Genomic DNA, 20,901 nt, shown 5'->3' with positions numbered 1-20,901 from the left:
GGCACGACGGCACATGCCCAAGCGGCAACACTCACCGGGAAGAGTAAACTCGACCGTACCGTTTACTTTGTGGGGTGGCAAGACACATGGCCAGGCGTGGGGCCGAGCTACGGGAACACATCCTGTGGACCGCCAAGGACGTCTTCCTCGAAATGGGCTTCGACCGCGCGTCCATGGACGTCGTGGCCGCCCGCGCCGAGACCTCCAAGCGCTCCCTCTACGCACACTTCGAAAGCAAGGAAAAACTCTTCCTCGCCGTCGTCGACCTCGCCCGAGAGCTCTACCTCGGCAGGCTCAAAACCCCCGACGCCTACCACCAGGACACCACCGAAGCCGTCATCCTCTACTGCGGCAGATTCCTCCAACTCATCCTCCGCGAACCCGCACTGCGCACCTGCCGCCTCGGCATCGCCGAAGCCGAACGACTCCCCGACGCATCGGCCCAATACCACCAGGCCATCTTCGAAACCTCACGCACACGCCTCACCGCATTCCTCACCCAGCACCACCGGATCACCGCGGCCCAGAGCACCGACATCGCCGGGCAGCTGCTCGCCCGCACACTCCACCCGCGCCTCTTCCGCGCCCTCCTGGGCGTCGAACCACCCCTCGCCGTCACAGCCGACGAAAGCACCCTCACCACCGACATCGACTTCACCCCCATCAGAAACGCCGTCACAGAACTCCTGCCGCCCAGCACATCGAGCGCTCCCTAGTCTTCTGAGCCAGGAATTCCGAGACGTTCAAGCCGTCCACCTTCGAACGCCTCACCGGCCGCCTGAACAGCGTTCCTGACGCGGAAGACCAGGTCGTCACGGCAATGCCGGCGGTGATGTGGCGGTGGCCCGGAGGTTGCCGGGCCGGCGGGCAGCGGCGCGGTCGACGGCGTGCATGACGCAGATGCTTCCGAGGGCCCACGAGGCCAGCAGGACGATACCGCGCACATAGCCGTCGCCTCCGAAGTAGCACGCGCCCTGCAGCGCGCGGACACCCAGGCCGACGGGGAGGACCTCGGAGAGCGGGCGCAGCCAGTCCGGCAGGTACTCCGGAGGGAGAGTGCCACCGCTGGTGGCGTTGCCGAGGATGAGCAGCAGCAGCGGGGCCATGAGGGTTCCGGCGGGACCTGCCGTGCGCATCAGCAGCAGTGTGGCCGACCCGACGGCCATCGCGAGCAGGATCGTGACCGCCGCGATCGCGGCGACGCTCCCGGGCAGTGCGTCGAAACCGGTGCTGCCCGCGATGAGTGCGGCGGTGACGCCGACGACGACGGAAAAGCCGGTCAGGCTCGCCAGACGCCAGCGCATGGGCAGCCGGGGCGCCATCTGCGAGGAGACGATGCCGAACAGATAACCCGCCAGCACGAGGCCGAATCCGGCGTAGAAGATCGACAGACTGCGGGTGTCACCGCCGGCGGTGGGAGCGACGTCCTGGCTCCTCATGGTCGTACCGGAGGACTGCGCGACTCCTCCGAGTATGCCTTGCAAGGTGCTGGTGACGCCGGGACCGTTGGCTCCCGCGTACAGCAGCCGGGCGCTCGCACCGTCTGCGGCGATGACATACGCGCCGTACACCTGACGGTGCTCGACGGCTTCCTGGGCCGCGACGGCCGACGGGTAGGCGGTGAACGCGATGGTTCCCGGCGAGCTCGTGTCGACCGACTGCTCGACGGACGCGACCTGCCGGCCCGAGCCGACGATCCCGACCGGCAGGTCGTGCGGCTCGGGGCTGTGGAACGCGGCCAGGAAGATCGTCACGAACAGTGTGCCGATCAGGAGCCCGGTCATGGTCGGGATCACGATCGCCTTCCGGATGCCGGGGCCGCGTGCGGGTGGGGCGCCGTCCTCCCTGGGGCGGGGCGCCTTGTGTTCCGGCCGCGTGCTGGGGACTGTCATGACGGGTCTTGCCCTCCGGGGCGTGGTGGTCCCGGGCCTGGTCGGTCCTGGGAACGTGTACGTGGGGTCGGTGTCCGGCAAGCCCGTCCGGCAGGCACTCGCCGATGGCGTGGCCCGGCCGGTCGACGGCAGCGCTCCCGCCGATCGCCGTGCGACCCGTGGTCGGGAGCCTCACGGCGGCGTGCCGCGAGAGTTGTCCGGGCCCTACTCGCCGGGGGATGAGGTCAGCGGCCCGCTGAGTTCGATGACGGTGCCGACGTTGTCGGTGACGAACGCGATGCGGCGGCCGATCACGGGCACGTCCATGGGCCCGCCGATCAACTGCACTTCCCGGTCGAGCAGTTGGGACACCATCGCGTCGAGGTCGTCGACGGCGAGGCAGAAGTGGTGCAGGCGTTCGGGGTCGAAGCTCGCGAGCACGTTGTCGGGGTGTACCTCGTTGCGATGCGACGCGCCGGCGAGCAGCTCGATCTTGAGGTTCCCGTTGACGATGAAGACGAACGTCGTGCCGTGGTTCTCGAACCGCTGTTCAACCGAGAACCCGAGCTTGCTGGAGTACTACTCGATGCCGGCGTCGAGGTCCTCGGCCGTGACGCTGATACCGACGTGGTCGTGTGCGATGGGGAGGTTCATGTGAATGAGCATGGCTGGCCGTCGACACCGCAACCAGAGAAGTACTGATGGTAGGACTGGCTGCACCCCCATCGCCGGCCATGGCCGGCCGCCCGGCGATACGCCTCCGGCAAGGACAGGGCGGAGGCGGCCGCGAACCCGGTGCCGCCCCGGAGGAGCGGCTCAGGCTCCTCGCCGGCTGGGCGTAACCCCTCTCCCGCCACGGAGGGCACCGCGCATCCCCGCTGGGCGTGCCGACTCCCGCGGGCCGATGTCAACGGGCCCCGGGACATGAACAATCCTCTATATGGACCTCTTGTATATTTCTGTGTATCGTGACTAGTGGACAGCTGGTCCATATTTCTTACTGCCTTCGGACCCGTGACCACATCGACCGTGCCAGGAGGGCGACCTCCCAGGCGTGCGGCCACGGACGTTCCAGATCCGTCGAGGTCATGACCCTGACGTCGGCGTGGCAAGGGCCACACCCTCACCCGGCGATTGCCGACATTCTCGTTCTCGCAGCGCCGCGAGGCCGGGACACGCCCGCTGTCTCCCACGACGTACACACGGAGGTTGAGAATGATCCGGATGCGGAGTGCCCTGTCCGCCTTGGCCCTGCTGGTCCTCGCCGCTCCACCTGCTGTCGCGCACCACGGTGGTACGGGCGATTACGAGGCCAGCCGCCCTCTCTACATCGCCGGTGAGGTGGTCGAGGCGCGCTACACGGCACCGCACGGCATCATCACCGTGCGTGTGCCGAGTGACCTGCAAGTGCCGCAAGAACTCCCCGGCACCGAGGAACTGCGCGGTTATGAGCACTGGGACGGCCGCCCCCAGGTCGAGGGCGCGGGGGAGGAGCGGGAGATTCTGCTGCCGCCCGACATCACTTCCCAGGTCGGCGCCCTGTCCGATCGGCCGGGGCCGGGGGACGAGATCTCCCTTGTCGCGTACCGCCGCTGCGACGAGGAGGACAACACCTACACCGGGGAGCTGCGGGTGCAGATGCTCTACGCCGCCGAGCAGCAGTTCCCCGCGGGTTTCCGTATCACTCGCATCGTGGACGAATGCGAGCACCATGACGAGGAAGAAGGCGCCGCCGACGGCGAAGACCAGGGCCAGGACAACGGGGACGGGATCGCGGCCGCCGACGACTCCGGGATAGGTGACACGGTCACCCTCATCGGCGGTGTGGTGGCCGTGTTCGCCCTGGGAGTACTTGCCGTCCGGTACGGCACGACCAGGCTCCGCAGGCGCACGAATGACGGGAACGGCCGATGAACCCCTTCCCGGAACCGCTGCTCCGGTGGCTGGAGACACTGGCGCCGGCCCGTGCGGTGCGCAGCGGGCAATGGACGTATCCGATGGCCGAGTCGCTGCACGTCGTCGGGATCGCGGTCATGGTCGGCGCGGCCATGCTCTTCGACCTGCGGCTGCTGGGCGCCGCCGGCCGGCATGTCCCGGTGACCAGCGCGGCCCGCTGGCTGCTGCCCGTCTCCTGGGCCGGCTTCGGCCTGGTCGCCCTGACCGGGATGCTGATGTTCTCCGCCAACGCCACACTCCTGGCGGAGAATCCCGCGTTCCAACTCAAGCTGGCCCTGATCCTGCTCGCCGGGGCGAACGCACTCGTTTTCCGCCTCGGACCGTACCGGCGGGTGGCCGTCTGGGACACCGCGACGGCCGCACCTCTGCCGGCGAAAGCGGTGGCCGTGGTGTCCCTGCTGGTCTGGACGGTCGTCACCGTGTGCGGCCGGCTGATCGCCTACGTATAGGCAGCCCAGGTAGAGGCACAGGTGCCCAGCCGGACAGGCGGCCCGGCCCGGCCCGCGTCGAGGGCAGTTCGACGACGGTGCTGTCGGAGGGCGCCCCGACGCGTACCGGTGGTCCCCAGGCGCCCGCGCCCCGTGACACGTACAGCTGAGTGTCGTGCCGGAACTTCTTGCGTCATGCGGGAGAGCCTCGTCGGCGTTCCGCGTCCGTAACCCTGCCGTTGGACGAGCGATGTCGTGAACCGTTCGACCGGATGGCGCGTTTTTGGTGGGAAGCACTGCACCGGTAGGACCATGAGGCTGAGGAAGTGACGACAGTTGCAAGGGACCATCGTTCACGGCACGGAGTTCAGCGCGGACGGAGCTCCCTCATCAGGGACGGGGCGAGGTCGGGCACTGCGCACATTGCGTCGGTTGATCGCTGTGCTGACCACACTGTCCGCGCTCCTCGGCGTCGTGCGGCTCGTGATGCCCGTGACCGCTGGTCCACAGGGCGAGCCGCCCGGAGTCGCCCGGCAGCTGACCTTCCTGCGTGAGGAGTTGGACGACGGGGCGGGTGGAGAGGCGCAGGAGCTGTTTCCTGAGGGCTACTTCTTCCTGCACGCTCTCTACGGCCTGAGTTGGGTCGAACTCGGAATGCGCACCCCGGCCGGCAAACGATCGACAGCTTTGCGAGAGGCTCGGTGGGCCCTGGAGCGTTTGGACTCTCCCGACGGCCGTGCCCCCTTCAGCCCCGACTTGTCACCGCCTTACGGTGTGTTCCACCGCGGCTGGAGCAACTGGCTGCGCGGCGGAGTGCTGAGTCTGCAGGCGGCCGGGGATCGAGATGCCGCCGAGGTTCGCCGGTTCGCGCGCGACTCGGCCGAACTGGGCTCGGCCTTCGACGCATCACCGTCGCCATACCTCGAGGCGTACCCCGAGCAGGCATGGCCCGTCGACTCGACCGTGGCGATCGCGTCACTGCGGTTGCACGACCGCCTGCTGCCCGATCGATTCAACAGGACCGTACGGGAGTGGCTGGGGAACGTGCGGCAGCGACTCGACCCCCGCACCGGCTTGCTCCCGCACCGCGCTGCCCCGGAGACCGGAGAACCGCTCGAGGTCGCCCGGGGCAGCTCACAGAGCCTCACCCTCCGCTTCCTCATCGACATTGACCCGGAGTTCGCCGGTGAGCAGTATCTCCGCTTCCGCGAGCGGTACGTCACTTCTCCGCTCGGCTTGGCGCCGACGGTGCGGGAGTACCCCGAGGGCATGGACGGTCCGGCCGACGTCGACTCCGGTCCGCTCCCGCTCGGCGTCAGCGCTCCCGCAAGCGTGGTCACCATCGGTTCGGCCCAGGTCTACGGTGATACCTCGCTCGCTGCGGCGCTGGCGAGCGTCAGTGAACTGGTCGGCGCTCCGGTCGACACTCCGTGGACCAAGCGGTACGCCTTCGGTCTCCTCCCTATCGGCGACGCGTTCCTGGCCTGGTCCAAAACCGCCCGGCCGTGGGTGTCGAAGGCGCCGGACCCGCCACAGGCAATGGTCTCCGGGTGGTGGCGCGTCCCTCTGCTCTCGCTACTGGCCCTGCTCGGTGCCGCGCCCTGGCTGCCCGCACTGGTGAGGTGGCACAGGCGTCGCCCCACCCGCACCTCATCGGTGGCGCCGGCGTCCGCCGCGCCGAGCCGGCCGAACGACGGAAGCCGGTTGGGCGACAGTGACTGATCGTTCGTCTTCAGGCACGAGGCCCTCGCCGGGCCGGCCGCTCCACATCGCCGGCCCGGCGGCCGGGCGCGGTTACCGGTGCGTGGCCAGGAACGGCAGAAGGACGTCGGCCATCTCGTCGGGGACCTCCTCCGCGAGGTCGTGACCGGCGTCGAAGACATGTCCGGTGACGTCGTGAGCCATGAGTCGCATCTGGGACTCGTTGCGGTCGCCGATGAACGCGGATCCGCCCAGCGCCAGGACCGGGATGTCCAGCTTCTTCCGTGCGGTCTGCCGGTTCTGTTCGGCGTCGACGAGCATGGCCCGGTAGATGGAGAGCATCGCGCGGATGCCGCCGGGCATGGAGTAGCAGCGCACGTATTCGTCGACCGCGTCAGGGGTGGCGGTGTCGGGCCGGCTGCGCTCGTACTTGATCATGTAGGTGATCAGCTCGCGCTCGTGTCCGCTGATCAGCATCTCGGGTACGTCGGGCTGGAAGTAGAAGCCCAGATGCCACAGGTGCATGCCGCTGGAGACGTTCTCGGGGGTGAGGGCCGTGTGGTCCTCGAAGCCGAATCCGGGGAACAGCGCCTCGGCGAACACGAGCGTGGTGACGCGGTCGCGGTGGCGGGCGGCGAGCTGGTAGCCGATCACCGCTCCCCAGTCCTCGCCCACCACGGCGTACCTCTCGTGTCCGAGGTGGTTCATCAGCTCGGCGATGTCGTCGCTCATCGTCGCGGAGTCGTAGCCGTCCGGCGGGCGGGAGGAGTCGCCGAGACCGCGAAGGTCGGGGGCGACGACGGTGTAATGGGGCGTCAGCTTCGGGACGAGGTGACGCCAGTGGTAGCCGGTCTTGGGCACGCCGTGCAGGAGCACCACGGCGGGGCCGGACCCGGCTGTGCGGTAGTGCAGACTCGTCCCGTTGACGGCGGCTCGGCCCGTGTGGACGGGCGCTCCTTCATGGTCGAACATCATGTTCTCGCACCTTCCTGGTGTGCTTCGCGATCTGGGCGTCTGAGCGTCAGTGGGCTTGCGGAGGGCCGACGAGGGTCAGCAGGCGGCTCGGCCCGGTGCCGTCCGCGGGTGTCCGGGCAGCGGAACGGCCGGCGGGGCGCAGGGTGACGTGGTCCGGGTAGAGCCTGCCGAGCAGGGCCAGTACGACGAGGTCTTTCTGACCGCGGGCATCGAGGGTCGCGTCGCCGCTCCGCGTCCACACCAGTCCCGGCGCGCGCAGCGCGGACCGGACGTCGGCGGTGCCGGGTGCGTCGGCGGTGCCGGGTGCGTCGCCTGCGGCGGGGCTCTCACGCTGGGCGAAGCGGTGGCCGCGCAGGGCTTGGCCGAGATCGACGTGGGCGGTGGTGGTGCCGTCGTGGGTGACCTCGATGCGGGCGGTGCGGGTCCCGTCGGCGACCGGCCCGGTGCGGGTGCGGGCAGTGAGGGTGGTGCCGGCCGCGGGGAAGGTGTTCCAGCGGCTTCCGCCGAGAGCGGGCGTACTCGGGGTGGCTGCGGTGGGCATGGTGCCTCCGAAGGCTTCGATTGCAGCGGGGTGGGGTCGCCGGATCCCGTGTCCGAGCGAGCACTGGCGGCTTTTCTGGATCGCCCGATACATATTCCGGGCATGAAAAAATCAGTCGAGGGCGGCCAGCGCGACCTCCACAAGGGGTTCGAGGGCGCGGACATCCGGCGTGATCTTCGCGGAGACCAGCAGTCCGTTGAGGAAGGTGACGAGGAAAGCGGCGAATGCATCCGGGTCGTACCGCTGCGCGATCTCGCCCCGCTCCGCCGCGACCCGCAGCACTTCGGCGAGCGCGTCCCGGCTGGCGTCCTGCATGTCGCGCACGGTGCGCCGGGTCACCGCATCCTCCGGCAGGCGCTCACAGGCGGCATTGACCACCAGGCAGCCCCGGCCGTTGTCCCCCACGGCGATCCTGACCCGCTCGACCAGCATCGCGCGGATCGCCGACCGGGCGTCCGCCCCCTCTTCCAGGCTGCGCAGGGCGGCCGCCGCGAGGGTGGTGCGGTAGTGCTCCAGCGCCGCCCGGTAGAGGCCGTCCTTGTCACCGAACGCGGCGTACAAGGACCCCTGTCCGATCCCCAGGTGCCCGGTCAGGTCGCGCACCGAGGTGGCCTCGTAGCCACGCGTCCAGAACAGCTCCATCGCGCGGCTCACCGCCGCCTCCGTGTCGAACTCCCGGGTCCTTGCCATGGCGCCACCGTAACCCATCTGGATCGATCGCTCAAGAAAAGGGCCCGTGGCCGCCTGGCCATGCGCTGACCTGCAGTCCGACGGCCTCACGCCTACTCATCGTCGCCGTCCTCGGCGGTGTCCGGGGCGCACAGCGGACGCAGACCCTCTGCCCCGGCCAGCACCAGGAGCTCGACGCTCGCGACCGCCGTGCGCGGTACGGCCTCCTACGGCGTCCAGGCCCAGAAGCTTCACGCCCTCGGCTTCGCCCTCACCCAGAACCCCACCAGTCGCGCCCGCCAAGCCGCACGGCCTGCCCGCCTCAGCCGCCGACCACCCCACACCAGCGCCCGCCCGGCCCCCGATCCGGTACCCTGTGGATCGAGCGCCCGGGCGGGCACTCGCCGCCTTCGTGGGGCTTGATCGAAACTCCTACCGTGCAGGTCACAGCCAGTGTCGGAGCATCACTCAAAACGCGCTGCGGGTGATCTGGGAACGCGTTGAGCATCACTGCAGGTCAGGGCCTGTCACGGCCGACAGTCGAGATACTTGCTCAGCTGAGCCCCTCACCTCTCGACTATCGCCTTCACCCGCTCCGGTGTCCATCAGGCGCGCGACGGTGACGGTTGACGGACTCTCAGGGCATGAGACGGTTTAACCGGCAGAAGCGGACGTCGACCGAGCTTGCAGTCATCGATGCTCGGGAGCGCGTTCTGCTGTGCCGCACGCACGGTGAGAGTTCATGGACGCCCCTGCGGGCCACAGTGATCCGTCTCCGCCCCACCGGATATTCCGTCATTCGGGTTCTGGACCCGCTCTTCAGCCACTGGTACGTGGCCGTGACTCCCGTCCTCGGGAGGTATACGCCGCCATCTCCTCCGTGCGCTCACGTCGGGACAGGGCACATCTTCGTCGTCCGTCGCACAAGGATGAAGGCCCTCAGAATTCGTCCTCGGTCCGGCCCGGTGCCGGATGCCGAATACGTCTGGCATCCGCTGGCCGAGGTTGAGAATGACCTGGATATGCGCCCGCGCGAGCTCGGTGCACTCCTGCGCGGATATCTGGAGGGATGGATCCCGGACGGCCCCATCACTCTCGTGGAATGAACAGCCTTCGCTCATTCGATACAGCGGAACCGATCACAGAGGAGCTGACTTATGTCGTCTGCGCCGTATCGCCGCCGGCCGCCGCGCCGAGATCCTCTGGCGCTGGAAGTGAGGACCATTTTGGCGGCTGCCGTCCTTCTTGATGCCGAGAACGGCGACCGATACCGCTCCCATGGCGTGAGAGTCACCGATCACAGTGACTGGGTGGGCGTGGAGTGGTTCGTGTCGCACGCTTTGCGACGTGCCGCCGCCGACGAACAATTGAGGGGGCTGCCCATAGCTGCGGCCGACCGCGCCCACGAGGCAGCGCGACGCCATGTGCATGCGATGCTGTTCGGCTTCCTGTCAGAGGTCGGCTACGCGCTCGACACACATACGTACGTCGGGCCACGGGGCCGGATTGACGGTCCGCGCGGGTCATGGCTCCGCGACCGCGGAGCTGGCGGCCGACATCATGCGAATCCTGGCTGAGCCCGGCACGTAGCACGAGGAACCACGGAATCGACTCCGCAGCACTCGTCATCACATAAAGTGGTGTGTACTTGCACCACTCGGCGATGTGTGTGCCGACTCAACCGGCACGGAGGGACGGGACCCATGGCGACGTGGGATCATTTCGGCATGCCCCGGAGCAACAACGACCAACTGCCGGCGACCTATGTCGCGTCCGGCGACTGGCCGTATGCCCGACTCGTCGAAGACGCTCCCGTCAGCGCGCACTACGGCCAGGCCTTCGCACGCAACCTGACGACCGCAATGGAGTCGTCGAAGATCGGCCTGCGAGCCCTCGGCGACAGGGCGGGCGTCTCTCACGCGACGATCAGCCGCCTACTCCGGGGAGTGGTTCTGCCCGACCTGGGGACACTCGCCCGCCTGGAGGTCGCGCTCGGCAAGAGTCTCTGGCCCGGCCTGTCCTCCTGGACGGAGCGGAATCACACGCTCTGAGTGAACCCGCGATGGCGTCCCGCTGCGTGCAACACTCTTGCCTTTGACGGCAGATGCCGACGCCAAGGGCTCATCCGTCTGGGATCAGCTCGGCATGGAGGGTGTACTTCTGGACCTTGCTCGGCGCGGTCGCCGCCCTGCTCGCATCGCTCGTCCACGTCCTGACCCACCCTCCGAGTAGAGCAGTCGGCGATTCCGCCGCGACCACGCTATCCCTCGAAGCCTACAATCGGCCTGGCGGCCCTGGCCGTCGGCGAACACATCCTTGCCCTGGAACTGGAGTAGTATCGCCCTGGTCATCGGCTGCCACGCCTCGCCACCCTCGTCCACCACTCCGCGTGATCGCGAAGTCATAGTTGGTGGCCGTGCGAGGGTGCGCCGGGCGGAAGGTGGCCCGTCATCGAAGTGCGGGCGGTGAAGCTGCAGCAGCCGAGTAGGCGCAGCGGAAAAGCGTCGCAAGAGATTACAGTGAGGTCTTCTCGGCAACGTCTCGTGACGGTTTGTGATCTCCGTTCAGGTGGTGCGGCCGTGTTCCAGTTGGAGCAGGACGAGGGCTGCTCGGGCGATGCGGGTGATGCTCACGGGGTCGAGGCTGACTCTGCGTAGTGCCTTGAAGGTGACTTTGAGCAGGGCTTTGGCGCGTTCGGCCACGCCGTGGATGCCGCGGATCACTTTGTTGAACGTCTCCTGCCGGGCGGTGAGTTCACGGCCCTGGGGCTTTTTGACGGGGTGGCGGAAGCCGGGCCCGAAGTTCTCGTAGCCGAGGTCGGTCAGTGTGGGGATGCCCAAGGTGGCGGCGAAGCGGTTCAGCGCGTCGACCAGACCGTAGCGACGGGCGCAGGTGGTGTCGTGCTCGCGGCCGGGGCGGACCGGGGCGCCCCACAGCGGCCAGCCGTCCGGGGCGGAGATGACCTGCACGTTCCCGCCATGGTGCTTGTGTTTCCCCGACCACCACAGGTCGGCCTTGTTCGGGCCGGGAGCAGCGACGCGGTCGGTGCGGATCACGGTGCCGTCCAGGTTGAGGTGGGTGTACCCGGCAGCCGTCGCGCGCTCCAGCGCGGTGGACAGGTCCGGGGCGTGGTCGGCGAGCACGGTCATCCCCTCGTGCAGGTAGCGGTACGCGGTGGGCGCCGAAATGCCGTTGTCCCGGGCGATTTGGACGAGTCGACTGCCGTCGACGAACCACCGCAGGACCAGGACCGCCTGCTTGAAGACGCCCAGCGCGCGGGTGCCCCTGCGGGTGTTGAGCCGACCCCTGTGCTCCCGCAGGAGTTTCGCGAGGTGCTGGGCGGTCTCCCGCCGGACATCGAGCACGGCGGTGTACGTGATACTGGTCAATGTGTGAGGCCTCTGGGCGTACGGAACGTGATCTTCGCAGACCTGTTCCTACCAGGGGCTTCACGCATATCTGACACCGACACCATCACGCCTCCCAGCCGACCGTCACGGACCGCAACCGTCACGTTGCCGAGAAGACCTCAGTAGCATCCTGAACCGTCAGGAAGGTGCGCCAATCTGCCGGCCGACAGCTTTCTCACAATCCAGAACCACCTCGGACAAAGGAACGCTGTTGTCGGTCGCGAGACGACACAGTTGCTTTTCGAACCAGGAGAGTACTTGATGCACACTGGGCCGGGTGAGCAGGGCGGGGTCAGTGCGGATGACGATTGGCATTGCAGGGCCGTTGCGAACCTTGATATCTAGACGAGGACCGATCTGACGGTGGGGGACGGTCGACTCGATCCACCCTGCCGCGTCGTCTGCGGGGTTCTCCGGGTAGCCCTCGATATTTTCGGGCAGGAAGTTGTAGAAGTGGTCGAACTCCAGGGCGGCACCGCGTTCGCGGCGCACGAGTTCGGTGACCGCATCGAAGTCGTAGGAGCCGAACCGGTACACGTTGAGCGCGGCACGATGGACATATCTGGCATAGTCGGCGAATGTACTGTTATCGGCTCGTATGGTCAGTGGCAGAGGCGCGTACTGATTCATCGAGCTGACGATGCTCCGCCATGGTTCGATGAACCGATTGCCTGCCTGCAGGGTGAGTACTACTTGAGCGGAGCCAGTTGCGGTCGCGGTGACCACGGAGCTCAGCGCCAGCAGAACTGTGTGTGGGGACACCTGTCGCTGCCGGGCGGCAGTGATGAGGGCCCGTCGTGCTGCCCTGGAGTGCAGGACGGCTTCAATCCGGCCCGGAGTACCGCCAGCTTCTTCCGGCAGCGGGAACAAGCTGGCAGGCACCGTGTGTAGCAGTCGGTTCCAGTATGAGAGGGTCGCCTCGCGACCGGATCGACCGGGCTCCGAGCGTTGGTGCAGGGCCAGTGCCCGAGGCTGTGCTGGGGTCTCCCGTAGCCACCGGGCCCCGTCCGGGTCGGTACCGCCGATCAAGGCGTTCAGCTCGGACCGCAGCCGCCGCAGACCGAATCCGTCGGCGACAATGTGATCCACCAGCAGCACGGCATAGATGGGTCGACCGCCGTCGGTGATCACCGTGAAACGGCGGCCGAAGTCGGTCTCCCGGTCTATGGGGTCCTGGGCCTGGTCGCGACCGAGTGCCATGGCGTCCGTTTCGGTGGCTCCCGGCCGTTCGACGACAGCTACGCGTACCGGTGCCTCGGCAGCCATGACGTGCTGAACAGGGCCCTCGGGCGTGTCTGCGAAATGCGTGCGGAGAGTTTCGTGCCTGCGGCACAGCACGGCGAACGCCTCGATGACCTGCCGCACGGACGAGCCGGCTGGCAGGGCGAGGGTGGAGCTGAGGTACGTCTCCGGCCATCGGCCACGGGGCCAGTTGGCCATGACCCGCCACACCGAAAGCTGGCCAAAGGTGAGAGGAGTGCTCGTGCTATGCGACATCGTTCTCGCTTCCAGGACCTTACAGGTCATCAAGGGTGGCTTTAGCGCGACTGGCCTGTTCCAGTACCCGGAGCATGGCCAGGGCGAGTACGACGAACAGAACGGCCTTGAGTGCCTCCCAGCCCAGCAGGCTAGGAACGCCTCCTGCACCCGACAGAGCGCGACGGGCTGCCTCGATGCCCTGGGACATCGGCATGACAGCCCCGATGCCCGCCAACCAGGTGGGCAGCCGGTCGGCGGGGATGTTCACCCCAGATACAAGAAGCATGGTGTAAAGAAACGCATTGGCCAGGAATGTCGCGTCGCGAGTCCGTAGGCCGATGGCGCCGATCACCAGGCCGCAGGCACTGCAGGACAGGGCCGTTACCAGAATGGCTGCGGCCAGCTCCGGAATAGCCGTGAGCGGAATGTGTACCCAGCCGAGGGCGAAACCGGTCGCGAGCATCACAGAGGAGGTGCACACGCCGAGGGCGACGGCTGGCGCGATACGACCGCCGAACATCACCGCACGGTTGGCTGGCGTGGCCAGGACCGCGCCGAGGGTGCCGCTGAAGCGCTCCCCTTGGATTGACATGGCAGGGGCGAACAGGCCTGCCATAGCGCACGCGTGCAGGGAATTGCCTACGACGTAGTAGGCCACCGGGTAGGTGTCTACGTAGCGGCCTAGGTGAACGAACCAGACGAGCTGCACAACCGGTACGCCGATGATGGTTGGAAAGAAGGCGGAAGGCCGCAGCCAGCGGAACAGAGCCAGGTGAGACCGCCAGCCAGCGACGAAGAAGAGCCGGAGCATCACTGCAGGGAAAGAGTCCCGCTGGATCGGGCCAGCCACTCGAACCTCCTTTGCAGCAGCAAGGTGACACCGACGTAGACAGCGCAGAGCAGGGCGCACATACTGATCGCCCTGGCCGGGGAGCCCGAGCCGTCGGCCGCCTCGGTCAGGGCCTTGACCCCCCAGGTTGGGGCGAGGGCGTAGGAGAACGCCTGTACGGGCCCGGGGAGCGTGGAGATCGGCACGAGCATGCCGCTGAGCATCCAGACGGGGTATTCAAAGAAGTTGGCCAGCGACTGTGCGGTGGGGTACAAGATGAACAGCGAGGCCAGCAAGAGCCCCAGCAGTCCTACTGCCATCACCGTCACCAGCACCGCAGCAGTGAACAATGAGGGGCGGGCGAAATGAAGTGGCATGTCGAAGAGAAGCGCGCTCCAGATGAGTGTCGTGATCAAGCCGAACACTCCGAGTGAAGCGGTGGCGACGGTGTAGGGGAGCGTGATCAAGAAGGTGGAGCGAGGGCTGGCGATCAACGGTTCCAGGAGCTGCATCCAACGTAGCCGGTTGATAGCATTGCCGGAGCCCAGCAGGGTGGCCGACCACATGCCCATTAGCCCGGCGCTCAGCGCCACCGCCATCTGATTCTCATGCCGCGCCGAATTACGGAACATGTAGAACGCCATGGAAGCGAAGATCAGCGGCAGGACGACGGACAGGAAGATGTACATGCGGGACTGGAGTAGTTGGCGGAGCTCCATTATCCAGGCGCGCAGCAAGTAACCGGCTAATGACCGCAGCGCCTCGGGACGTGTCATCGTCATGGCTGGCCGCCCGAGATGAGCGACACGTAGGCGTCCTCGAGAGTGGGCTCGCGTTTGGAGACCTGCCGGATCGTCAGGTCCTGTAGCCGATCGAGGACGGCCGCCGTTACATCTGTCCTCTGTCCACTCTGCACCCGGATGAGCTGTCTTCCATCCAGTTCAGTTATGGCTACCGACCGTACTCCCGGCACCGCGCGCAGACGAGGCATGTGCTCTTCGGCGGCACCGTCCACCTCCACTGTCAGCACAACCTGCCCGTCGGTCTGTTTCCTGAGTAATTCCGGGGTCCCCTCCGCTATTTTTTTGCCGTCGCGCATCACGGCCACTCTGTCGCAGAGTTCGTCGGCCTCGAACATGTAGTGGGTGGTGAGCAGCACGGTCCGTCCTGTCCTCACCTGCTCCCGTACTAGCGCCCGGAGTTCGCGGGCTCCTACTGGGTCGATGCCGTTGCTCGGCTCGTCGAGGATGACCACCTCCGGGTCGTGAAGTAGACCGCGGGCGATGTGCAGGCGCTGTTTCATTCCCCGGGAGAAGGATTCCACGCGCTTGCGCTCATCCTTCGACAGGCCGACGAGGTCGAGCAGTTCTGATATCCGGCGTTTCTGCTTGCGGTAGGGGATGCCGTATAGGTCCGCGAACAGGGCGAGGTTGTCCCGTGCGGACAATCTGGCGTACAGGCCAGCATCACCGCCCAAAATGACGCCGGTGAGCCGGCGCACGGATTGCGCTTGCGACACCACGTCGTGGCCCAATATCCGGGCGCTGCCGGACGTCGGCAGCAGAACGGTCATCAATATCTTGGCCATACTGGTCTTGCCTGCTCCGTTGGGCCCGAGTAGTCCCATCATCTCGCCACGTTCGACGTGCAGAGTGAGCCCATCTACCGCATGTTTAAGGCGCCCTTGCGGGCCACGGAAGGTTCGGGTCAGATCGTTGATGGCAATCGCTGATCCCGTAGGCTCCGCAATCATCGGTCCCTCGATAGGTCGGCAGGGGGGTGCTGGTCAATCGCTGGTCCGGTGCCCTTTTGGAGTCCCGGCAGCGGTGCCCGGGAATTCCTGGGCACGCGGCCTTCGCTGCGCTCCCGCGCCTCCAAATCGGCAATCTGCTGGAGCCGACGGTCGTGACGGCCGCCTTCATAGGGCTCGGTCAGCCAGGTCCGCACGACGGTCTCCGCGATAGTGGGGGTGACCACGCGGGCTCCCATGGCCAGGACGTTGGCATCGTTGTGGGCACGACTCATCCGGGCGAGGTAGACATCGTGGCAAAGGGCTGCGCGGACGCCGCAGACCTTGTTCGCTGTGATCTGTTCGCCCTGACCCGACCCGCCGAGTACGATTCCGCGGTCGGTTAGGCCATCGGCCACGTTGCGCGCGACTGCCTCCATGATGGGTGGGTAGTCCGTCCGTGCGCTGTCGCCAGTGCCGCAGTCGCGCACGTCGTGACCCCAGTGGGTCAACAGCTCGATCAGGTGGGTCTTCAGGTCCAGTCCGACGTGGTCGGATCCGATGGCGATCTTCACGAGAGGCGCTCCAGAAGGGCAGGCGTGGGATGTCCCTCGCTGCGGCGCGTGCCGGCATTCGGATATGGCGCATCGGTGAGCGAGCGGACGAGACGGGTGGCTGCCCCATGATGTAGGTCGAGCACCGCCTCGGGAGAGGCGAAGGCGACGTGTGGGGTCAGCAGGAGGCGTCCGTGTACCGAGGGATCCGCTGCTCTCCAGCGGTGGATCATCGGATCGTTATCGAGAAAGGGCTCGTGCTCGAGGACGTCGAACGCGGCGCCGCGGACCAGACCGGCGTCGAAGGCGCGGGTGAACGCGGCCCAGTCCACAAGGCTTCCTCTGGCCGTGTTGACCGCTACCTGTCCGTTGGGCGGTCCGATCTCGCTGACGTCCTGCCAGTAGGCTGCGTCGATCAGGTGGCGAGTCTCGTCCGTGGCCGGGCAGTGCAGGGTAACGATGTCTGCCGCTGCGACCTCGCGTAATGAGTGCGCCCGCCGCCAGCCGTGGGCGAGCTCGATGCCCTCGTCCTTATAGGGGTCGTAGAAGACGATCTGCATCCCGAATGCCTGCGCCCGGAGAGCCACGCTCGTGCCGATGCGACCGAGTCCCACGACGGCCAACTCCCGCCCGCGGAGTCGGAATCCGTGCTGGAGGTCTGCTCGCCAGGCGCGCGCTCCCCCCTTGCGTAAATTTTCGGACCGCGCCGTCAGGTGGCGGCTCAGGTCTAGAATCATGGCGAGGGTGTGGTCCGCGACATCAGTTGTGCCGTAGGCCGGTACCGAGTCGAACCGGAAGCCTGCTGCTTCGGCAGCGGGTATGTCGACGTTGTCGATGCCTACGCCCAGCCGGACGATAGCTGCGGCACGTGGGAACAGGCCCAGCCGTCGACGGTCCCACCGCTCCCGGTGGTCGGCGATGATGCCGACGACCTCGTCCGGCTGAGGCACATCGTCCGACCATTCGGCCACTATTAGGTCGAAGCCCGCCGTGGTGATGGCATCCCGCGCCGCCTGGCACGGCTCCTGGTCGGACTGCCACAAAATTGTCCTGGGAGTCATGTCCCCCCTTTGGCCTGAGTAGCGCACTCATAAAAGACAGCGAGCTCGTCGGGACCCCAGTCGGTGTCGAAGATCGTCCGGAGGGCCTCGTACCAGCTGCGCACGAAGAAGTCCCACCCGTCGGCGGCTCGTCCGCCGTCACGTGCCGCAGCGGCACGCGCACGGGTGAGGAAGGGCCGCTCGCCACGGTAATTCAGGTCCCAAAACAGCGACCGGGCTGGCAGTACGGTTGCCTCGGCGAGCGGGGAGCCTGGAACGTCCTTGCCCATGCCGGTCGCGTTGACGACCAGCGTCCCTGGCGGCGCCGCGGAGACGACATCGTCGTTTCGGTCTGCGGGCAGCAGCTCGATTCGGGCACCGGCTGGATCGAGGGCGAGAATACGGCGAACCTCTCGCCGTCGTTCTGCGGACGCCTCGGTGACCACCACGCCCTCGACCGCGGGGTGCCGGGCCAGCTCCGTCGCCAGGGCTAGCCCTGCGCCCCCCGCGCCCAGCATCACCGCTTGCTGCCCGCCATGCCGCCGCAGGGTGTGGCTGAGGAGTTCCTCGATAATGTGCCGGCCTGCGGCGACATCGTGCGCCGAGGCGTGCAGGCCGCCGTCCTTGACGCGAAGGGTTCCGACTTCGCTCAGCCGCCGGACGTCATCAGTCACGGACGCGTATCCGCCGAGATACCGACCCAGCTCTGCCTTGTGGCCGGTGAAGAGTGCTCCGACAGCGCTGTCGTCCGCGAGGACCAACGACAGCAATGAGTCGCGGGAACTGCCCGGCGGCGCGTTGACACAGACCAGCCGTGCTGGCAGGCCCATGGCTTGGGCCCACAGTGGAAGGCACCGTACACCAGCTGACTCGTGGGCGGTGATGCCGACGTAGTAGATGGACGATGCGTTGTGTTGGCCAGGGCCAGCGGTGACGACTCGGGAAATATGGGGAACTGACAGACCCTCCGCTGCCGCGGTCACCGCGCGTACTCCTCGCTGTTCGGCCGGGTCGTGCCGCCGAGTGCGCTGGCGGCCAGCTCCCGGGTCCACAGCACACCAGTGTCACGCGGACCCGAGCCTTCGTACTCCACGATCAGCCCGCCCTGGTATCCCGAATTGCGCACGTAATCGATCAGTGGCGTGTGGCGGGCCTTGTCGGACCCATCCGGGCCATCTGGGTCGTGGACCTTCACATGAATGTGCACGATCCGGGTGGCCAGTGTGTGGAAGGCTCGGGCGAAGTCCTCCCCGGGAAGGTAACCGCCGTCTATGCAGACGCCCAGGTTCGCGCGGCCGATCGTGTCGAGCAGCTTCGGAAGCAGGTCGAGGTCGCTGGACAGACCCCCGTGGGTCTCTACTGCGAGCGTCACTCCTAGCATCGCAGAGTAATCGGCGAGCTCAGTGAAAGCGGTCGCAACGCGCTCCATCGCCGACCGCGAGATGTCTGAGGCCCCGGTCCAGATACGGACCGTCCGCGCGTGCAGCCGGTGGGCAGTGCGTATCCCCTCCCGAGCTTTACAGATCTCCTGTTCCAGGGAGCGGGATGGATCAGTGAAGTCGTTGCGTATAGCGAAGCTGGGAGAGGCCAGTTGGCAGCCGTCCAGCTCCTCAAGGGTCGGCAGAGCCTGAGCGGCCGACGGCACGATGCGGTCGCACAGTTCCACAGAGGTGAAACCCAACCGGGCCGCTTGGTTCACGAAGTCGGCCCGAGACATGGTGCCGCCGCGCAGTTCGTCGCCGTAACTCGAAACACCGAGGCTGATGCGGTCAAAATGCGCACGCTCCGTCACTGAATCTCGGCCTCCTCGCCTGCCCATTGCCGCAGCACGCTGATCTGCCCCAAGTGCAGGAATGTGTCGGCCAGGAGTGCGACGAGTCGTTCCTCGACTGTGTGGACGTTGCCCAGAGTCGGGCTGGTGACCATGCGTGCCGCGTCGGTGTCGGGAGCCGACCGCAGATACGCCGTGGCCATGCGCTGGACGGCCTCGTGGTATGCCAGCAGGACTTCCGCGGTCGGCGGTGCGAAGGACGCCGCCTCGGACACCGAGTGCCCCAAACCAGTGTCCGCCGGGTCGGCCGGGCGTCCGAACCGGCCCGCCCAGTTGCCTGCCGTCCATAGCTGCGGGTTGCCCGCGATCTCCGACAGATTACGGTCCATGCCCCGTGAGAGGTGCCAAGCGGTCCACCCGATGGAGTTGACGTCCCTGTGTCCGCGTGCTCTTAGTTGCAGGTCGTCTAATGCCCGCAACGCCGCGGCAAACTCGGCGCCAGCTTTCTGGAACTGGCGTAGCACGATAGATTGCCATGACGTGGAACTCAATGCTGTGCCTTAGCGCTCTTGCGGACACCTGTCGTGTCCTGGTTGTAGGGGTTGACCTTGCTGCGTACGGAGTACAGGAAGGAGTCGGTCATGCGTGCTTTCTGTGCCGCACTGAAGAACTCACGTGAGACGTTGCCTGCCCACAGCATGCCAGAGTCGGTAAGCCCAATGCGCCTGGCGTCGCGCCACAGGTAGCCCGATTGAACAAGCCTTTCCACGGTTGGGGCGAAGAGGGAGTCGTAGAAGGGGATGTCTACGATGTCGATCTCCAGCAGCATCGACGGGAAGAGCACCATGAGCCGGTGTGCTTCCTCCTCGGGCGTGCAGACGGCTCCGAGCTCCAGTGGCAGCCTGCCGGCTTCCAGCATCTCGACGTACTGAGTGATGGAACTGGTGTTGATGAAGTGGCGGCGGCCCACGAAGCCCCGGGCTGAAGGGCCGACACCCAACGCCTCCGCGCGCTGTCGCAGACGCCCCTGGCTCACCTCAATGAATTCGTGGTGAGCTGGCGTAACGAACGTGTACGACCTGGCGGGTCGCCAACCGATGCCCGCCATCCGTGCCTTGATCTGCTGGAACATTGCCAAATTCTGCTGGTTCGAGGGCCGGTGGGAGTAGGCCTTCCCATCCTCCACCCGTTCCTTGAATGTCGTGTTCTCCCACAGCGTCAACGGATAGAAGTCGATGTAGTCGGGGCCCAGTTCCAGCCCTCGGGTGATGTCGTTGTCGAGTGTCTCCTGAGTCTGGTCCGGAAGGTTGTACAGGATGTCGATGGCGAACTCGCCGATCCCAATGTCGCGGATGGTGTCCGCTGCGCGGATCAGGTCCGGGATCGTGGGCTTCACGCCGAGCTTCCGTCGCAGCTCCTCCTTGAACGTCTGCACGCCGAAGCTGACCCGATTGACGCCGAAAGACAGCAGCGTCCGCAGCAGGTCGGGGCGGCCAAGCGTGAGGGCATCGCCCTCCATGGTGATGACTGCGTCCTTCTTGAGAGGGAAGCTCTCGTGTAAGGTCTGCAGCACTCTTTCCAAGTACCGTGGTTCCACGGACGTGGGCGTACCGCCGCCGAACTCGACCCATTCGAGGGTCCGCCCCTGAAGGTAGGCCGACTCGCCGAGCATCCGCAGTTCACGGACCATGGCGTCGAAGAAGCGCTCTTTGAGCTCCGGTGCCGTCGCCTGGTTCAGCACCTTCATGAACGGGCAGAAGTGGCATAGATAGTCGCAAAACGGAACGTGAATGTACATCGAATACGGATCGCGCCTATCCCCCGGATTGTTAAGGAACTCCGCGAACCCTCGAGCGTCGGTGACGGCATCGGTGTGCCGACTAAGCTTGGGGTAGTAGAAGAATTCGCGCAGCCTGTTATTAAATTCCAAACTGGTGTTCATGTTTCT

Annotated in this window: 21 protein-coding genes and 1 pseudogene; 6 read left to right on the top strand and 16 right to left on the bottom strand. The window is 66.6% G+C overall.

The annotated features are described in order from the left end of the window. Nucleotides 1–86: 86 nt before the first annotated feature. A complete protein-coding gene (locus tag AC5L3C_RS21730; protein WP_493650416.1) occupies nucleotides 87–716 on the top strand; it encodes a TetR/AcrR family transcriptional regulator in 630 nt (209 codons plus the stop codon). Between the two features lie 96 nt (nucleotides 717–812). Here the strand turns inward: AC5L3C_RS21730 and AC5L3C_RS21725 are convergent, their stop codons facing one another. After that, a complete protein-coding gene (locus AC5L3C_RS21725; protein ID WP_493650415.1) occupies nucleotides 813–1,784 on the bottom strand; it encodes an ABC transporter permease in 972 nt (323 codons plus the stop codon). Between the two features lie 312 nt (nucleotides 1,785–2,096). Further along, nucleotides 2,097–2,390 (bottom strand): annotated as a pseudogene (locus AC5L3C_RS21720) (VOC family protein); the annotation flags it as partial. On the opposite strand from AC5L3C_RS21720, the gene AC5L3C_RS21715 reads away from it, so the two are divergent. From AC5L3C_RS21715 to AC5L3C_RS21700, 4 genes are all read left to right on the top strand, one after another. After that, complete coding sequence (locus AC5L3C_RS21715) at nucleotides 2,322–2,573, top strand: hypothetical protein (protein WP_493650414.1); 252 nt, start codon at nucleotides 2,322–2,324, stop codon at nucleotides 2,571–2,573. The pseudogene AC5L3C_RS21720 and the gene AC5L3C_RS21715 sit on opposite strands and share 69 nt — an antisense overlap. Nucleotides 2,574–3,086: 513 nt before the next feature. Then, entirely contained in the window at nucleotides 3,087–3,785 is a 699-nt protein-coding gene (locus tag AC5L3C_RS21710; protein ID WP_493650413.1) for a hypothetical protein, read from the top strand. After that, entirely contained in the window at nucleotides 3,782–4,276 is a 495-nt protein-coding gene (locus AC5L3C_RS21705) for a DUF6644 family protein (protein ID WP_493650412.1), read from the top strand. The genes AC5L3C_RS21710 and AC5L3C_RS21705 overlap by 4 nt, the downstream gene beginning before the upstream one ends. Before the next feature lie 420 nt (nucleotides 4,277–4,696). Next, entirely contained in the window at nucleotides 4,697–5,977 is a 1,281-nt protein-coding gene (locus AC5L3C_RS21700; protein ID WP_493653967.1) for a hypothetical protein, read from the top strand. A gap of 72 nt (nucleotides 5,978–6,049) precedes the next feature. Here AC5L3C_RS21700 and AC5L3C_RS21695 read toward each other — a convergent pair whose 3' ends face one another. The 3 genes from AC5L3C_RS21695 to AC5L3C_RS21685 form a co-directional block, all read right to left on the bottom strand. Continuing rightward, nucleotides 6,050–6,931: an alpha/beta fold hydrolase gene (locus tag AC5L3C_RS21695; RefSeq protein WP_493650411.1), complete on the bottom strand. Its 882-nt coding sequence runs from the start codon at nucleotides 6,929–6,931 to the stop codon at nucleotides 6,050–6,052. A gap of 46 nt (nucleotides 6,932–6,977) precedes the next feature. Then, nucleotides 6,978–7,472, bottom strand: a complete 495-nt coding sequence (locus AC5L3C_RS21690; protein WP_493650410.1) for a hypothetical protein — start codon at nucleotides 7,470–7,472, stop codon at nucleotides 6,978–6,980. A gap of 111 nt (nucleotides 7,473–7,583) precedes the next feature. Beyond that, nucleotides 7,584–8,162: a TetR/AcrR family transcriptional regulator gene (locus AC5L3C_RS21685; RefSeq protein ID WP_493650409.1), complete on the bottom strand. Its 579-nt coding sequence runs from the start codon at nucleotides 8,160–8,162 to the stop codon at nucleotides 7,584–7,586. Nucleotides 8,163–9,868: 1,706 nt separating this feature from the next. On the opposite strand from AC5L3C_RS21685, the gene AC5L3C_RS21680 reads away from it, so the two are divergent. After that, nucleotides 9,869–10,192: a helix-turn-helix domain-containing protein gene (locus tag AC5L3C_RS21680; RefSeq protein ID WP_493650408.1), complete on the top strand. Its 324-nt coding sequence runs from the start codon at nucleotides 9,869–9,871 to the stop codon at nucleotides 10,190–10,192. 513 nt (nucleotides 10,193–10,705) lie between these two features. Here AC5L3C_RS21680 and AC5L3C_RS21675 read toward each other — a convergent pair. The 11 genes from AC5L3C_RS21675 to AC5L3C_RS21625 all read right to left on the bottom strand — a co-directional run bounded on the left by AC5L3C_RS21675 (nucleotide 10,706) and on the right by AC5L3C_RS21625 (nucleotide 20,895). Beyond that, a complete protein-coding gene (locus tag AC5L3C_RS21675; RefSeq protein ID WP_493653965.1) occupies nucleotides 10,706–11,506 on the bottom strand; it encodes an HARBI1 family protein in 801 nt (266 codons plus the stop codon). A 183-nt stretch (nucleotides 11,507–11,689) separates the two neighbouring features. Further along, complete coding sequence (locus AC5L3C_RS21670; protein WP_493650407.1) at nucleotides 11,690–12,991, bottom strand: condensation domain-containing protein; 1,302 nt, start codon at nucleotides 12,989–12,991, stop codon at nucleotides 11,690–11,692. A 76-nt stretch (nucleotides 12,992–13,067) separates the two neighbouring features. Continuing rightward, nucleotides 13,068–13,841, bottom strand: a complete 774-nt coding sequence (locus AC5L3C_RS21665; RefSeq protein ID WP_493650406.1) for an ABC transporter permease — start codon at nucleotides 13,839–13,841, stop codon at nucleotides 13,068–13,070. Continuing rightward, the gene (locus tag AC5L3C_RS21660; protein ID WP_493653963.1) at nucleotides 13,841–14,578 is read right to left on the bottom strand and encodes an ABC transporter permease; all 738 of its coding nucleotides are present in this window, start codon (nucleotides 14,576–14,578) and stop codon (nucleotides 13,841–13,843) included. Before AC5L3C_RS21660 ends, AC5L3C_RS21665 begins: the two co-directional genes overlap by 1 nt. A 59-nt stretch (nucleotides 14,579–14,637) precedes the next feature. After that, a complete protein-coding gene (locus tag AC5L3C_RS21655; protein WP_493650405.1) occupies nucleotides 14,638–15,612 on the bottom strand; it encodes an ABC transporter ATP-binding protein in 975 nt (324 codons plus the stop codon). After that, nucleotides 15,609–16,163, bottom strand: coding sequence for a ribose 5-phosphate isomerase B (gene rpiB, locus AC5L3C_RS21650; RefSeq protein WP_493650404.1), 555 nt, complete (start codon nucleotides 16,161–16,163; stop codon nucleotides 15,609–15,611). Before rpiB ends, AC5L3C_RS21655 begins: the two co-directional genes overlap by 4 nt. Continuing rightward, a complete protein-coding gene (locus AC5L3C_RS21645; protein WP_493650403.1) occupies nucleotides 16,160–17,203 on the bottom strand; it encodes an NAD(P)-dependent oxidoreductase in 1,044 nt (347 codons plus the stop codon). Before AC5L3C_RS21645 ends, rpiB begins: the two co-directional genes overlap by 4 nt. Continuing rightward, entirely contained in the window at nucleotides 17,200–18,012 is an 813-nt protein-coding gene (locus tag AC5L3C_RS21640) for a hypothetical protein (protein ID WP_493650402.1), read from the bottom strand. The genes AC5L3C_RS21645 and AC5L3C_RS21640 overlap by 4 nt, the downstream gene beginning before the upstream one ends. A 149-nt stretch (nucleotides 18,013–18,161) precedes the next feature. Then, on the bottom strand, nucleotides 18,162–18,974 hold the full coding sequence (locus AC5L3C_RS21635; RefSeq protein WP_493650401.1) for a sugar phosphate isomerase/epimerase family protein: 813 nt from the start codon (nucleotides 18,972–18,974) through the stop codon (nucleotides 18,162–18,164). Then, nucleotides 18,971–19,477, bottom strand: a complete 507-nt coding sequence (locus AC5L3C_RS21630) for a DinB family protein (RefSeq protein ID WP_493650400.1) — start codon at nucleotides 19,475–19,477, stop codon at nucleotides 18,971–18,973. Before AC5L3C_RS21630 ends, AC5L3C_RS21635 begins: the two co-directional genes overlap by 4 nt. 23 nt (nucleotides 19,478–19,500) lie before the next feature. Next, nucleotides 19,501–20,895, bottom strand: coding sequence for a coproporphyrinogen-III oxidase family protein (locus AC5L3C_RS21625; protein ID WP_493650399.1), 1,395 nt, complete (start codon nucleotides 20,893–20,895; stop codon nucleotides 19,501–19,503). Nucleotides 20,896–20,901: the final 6 nt, after the last annotated feature.

It is taken from the genome of Streptomyces speibonae, from assembly GCF_984686075.1.
Note: the sequence above shows the minus strand (reverse complement) of the source record. Positions and strands in the feature narration are given on the sequence as shown.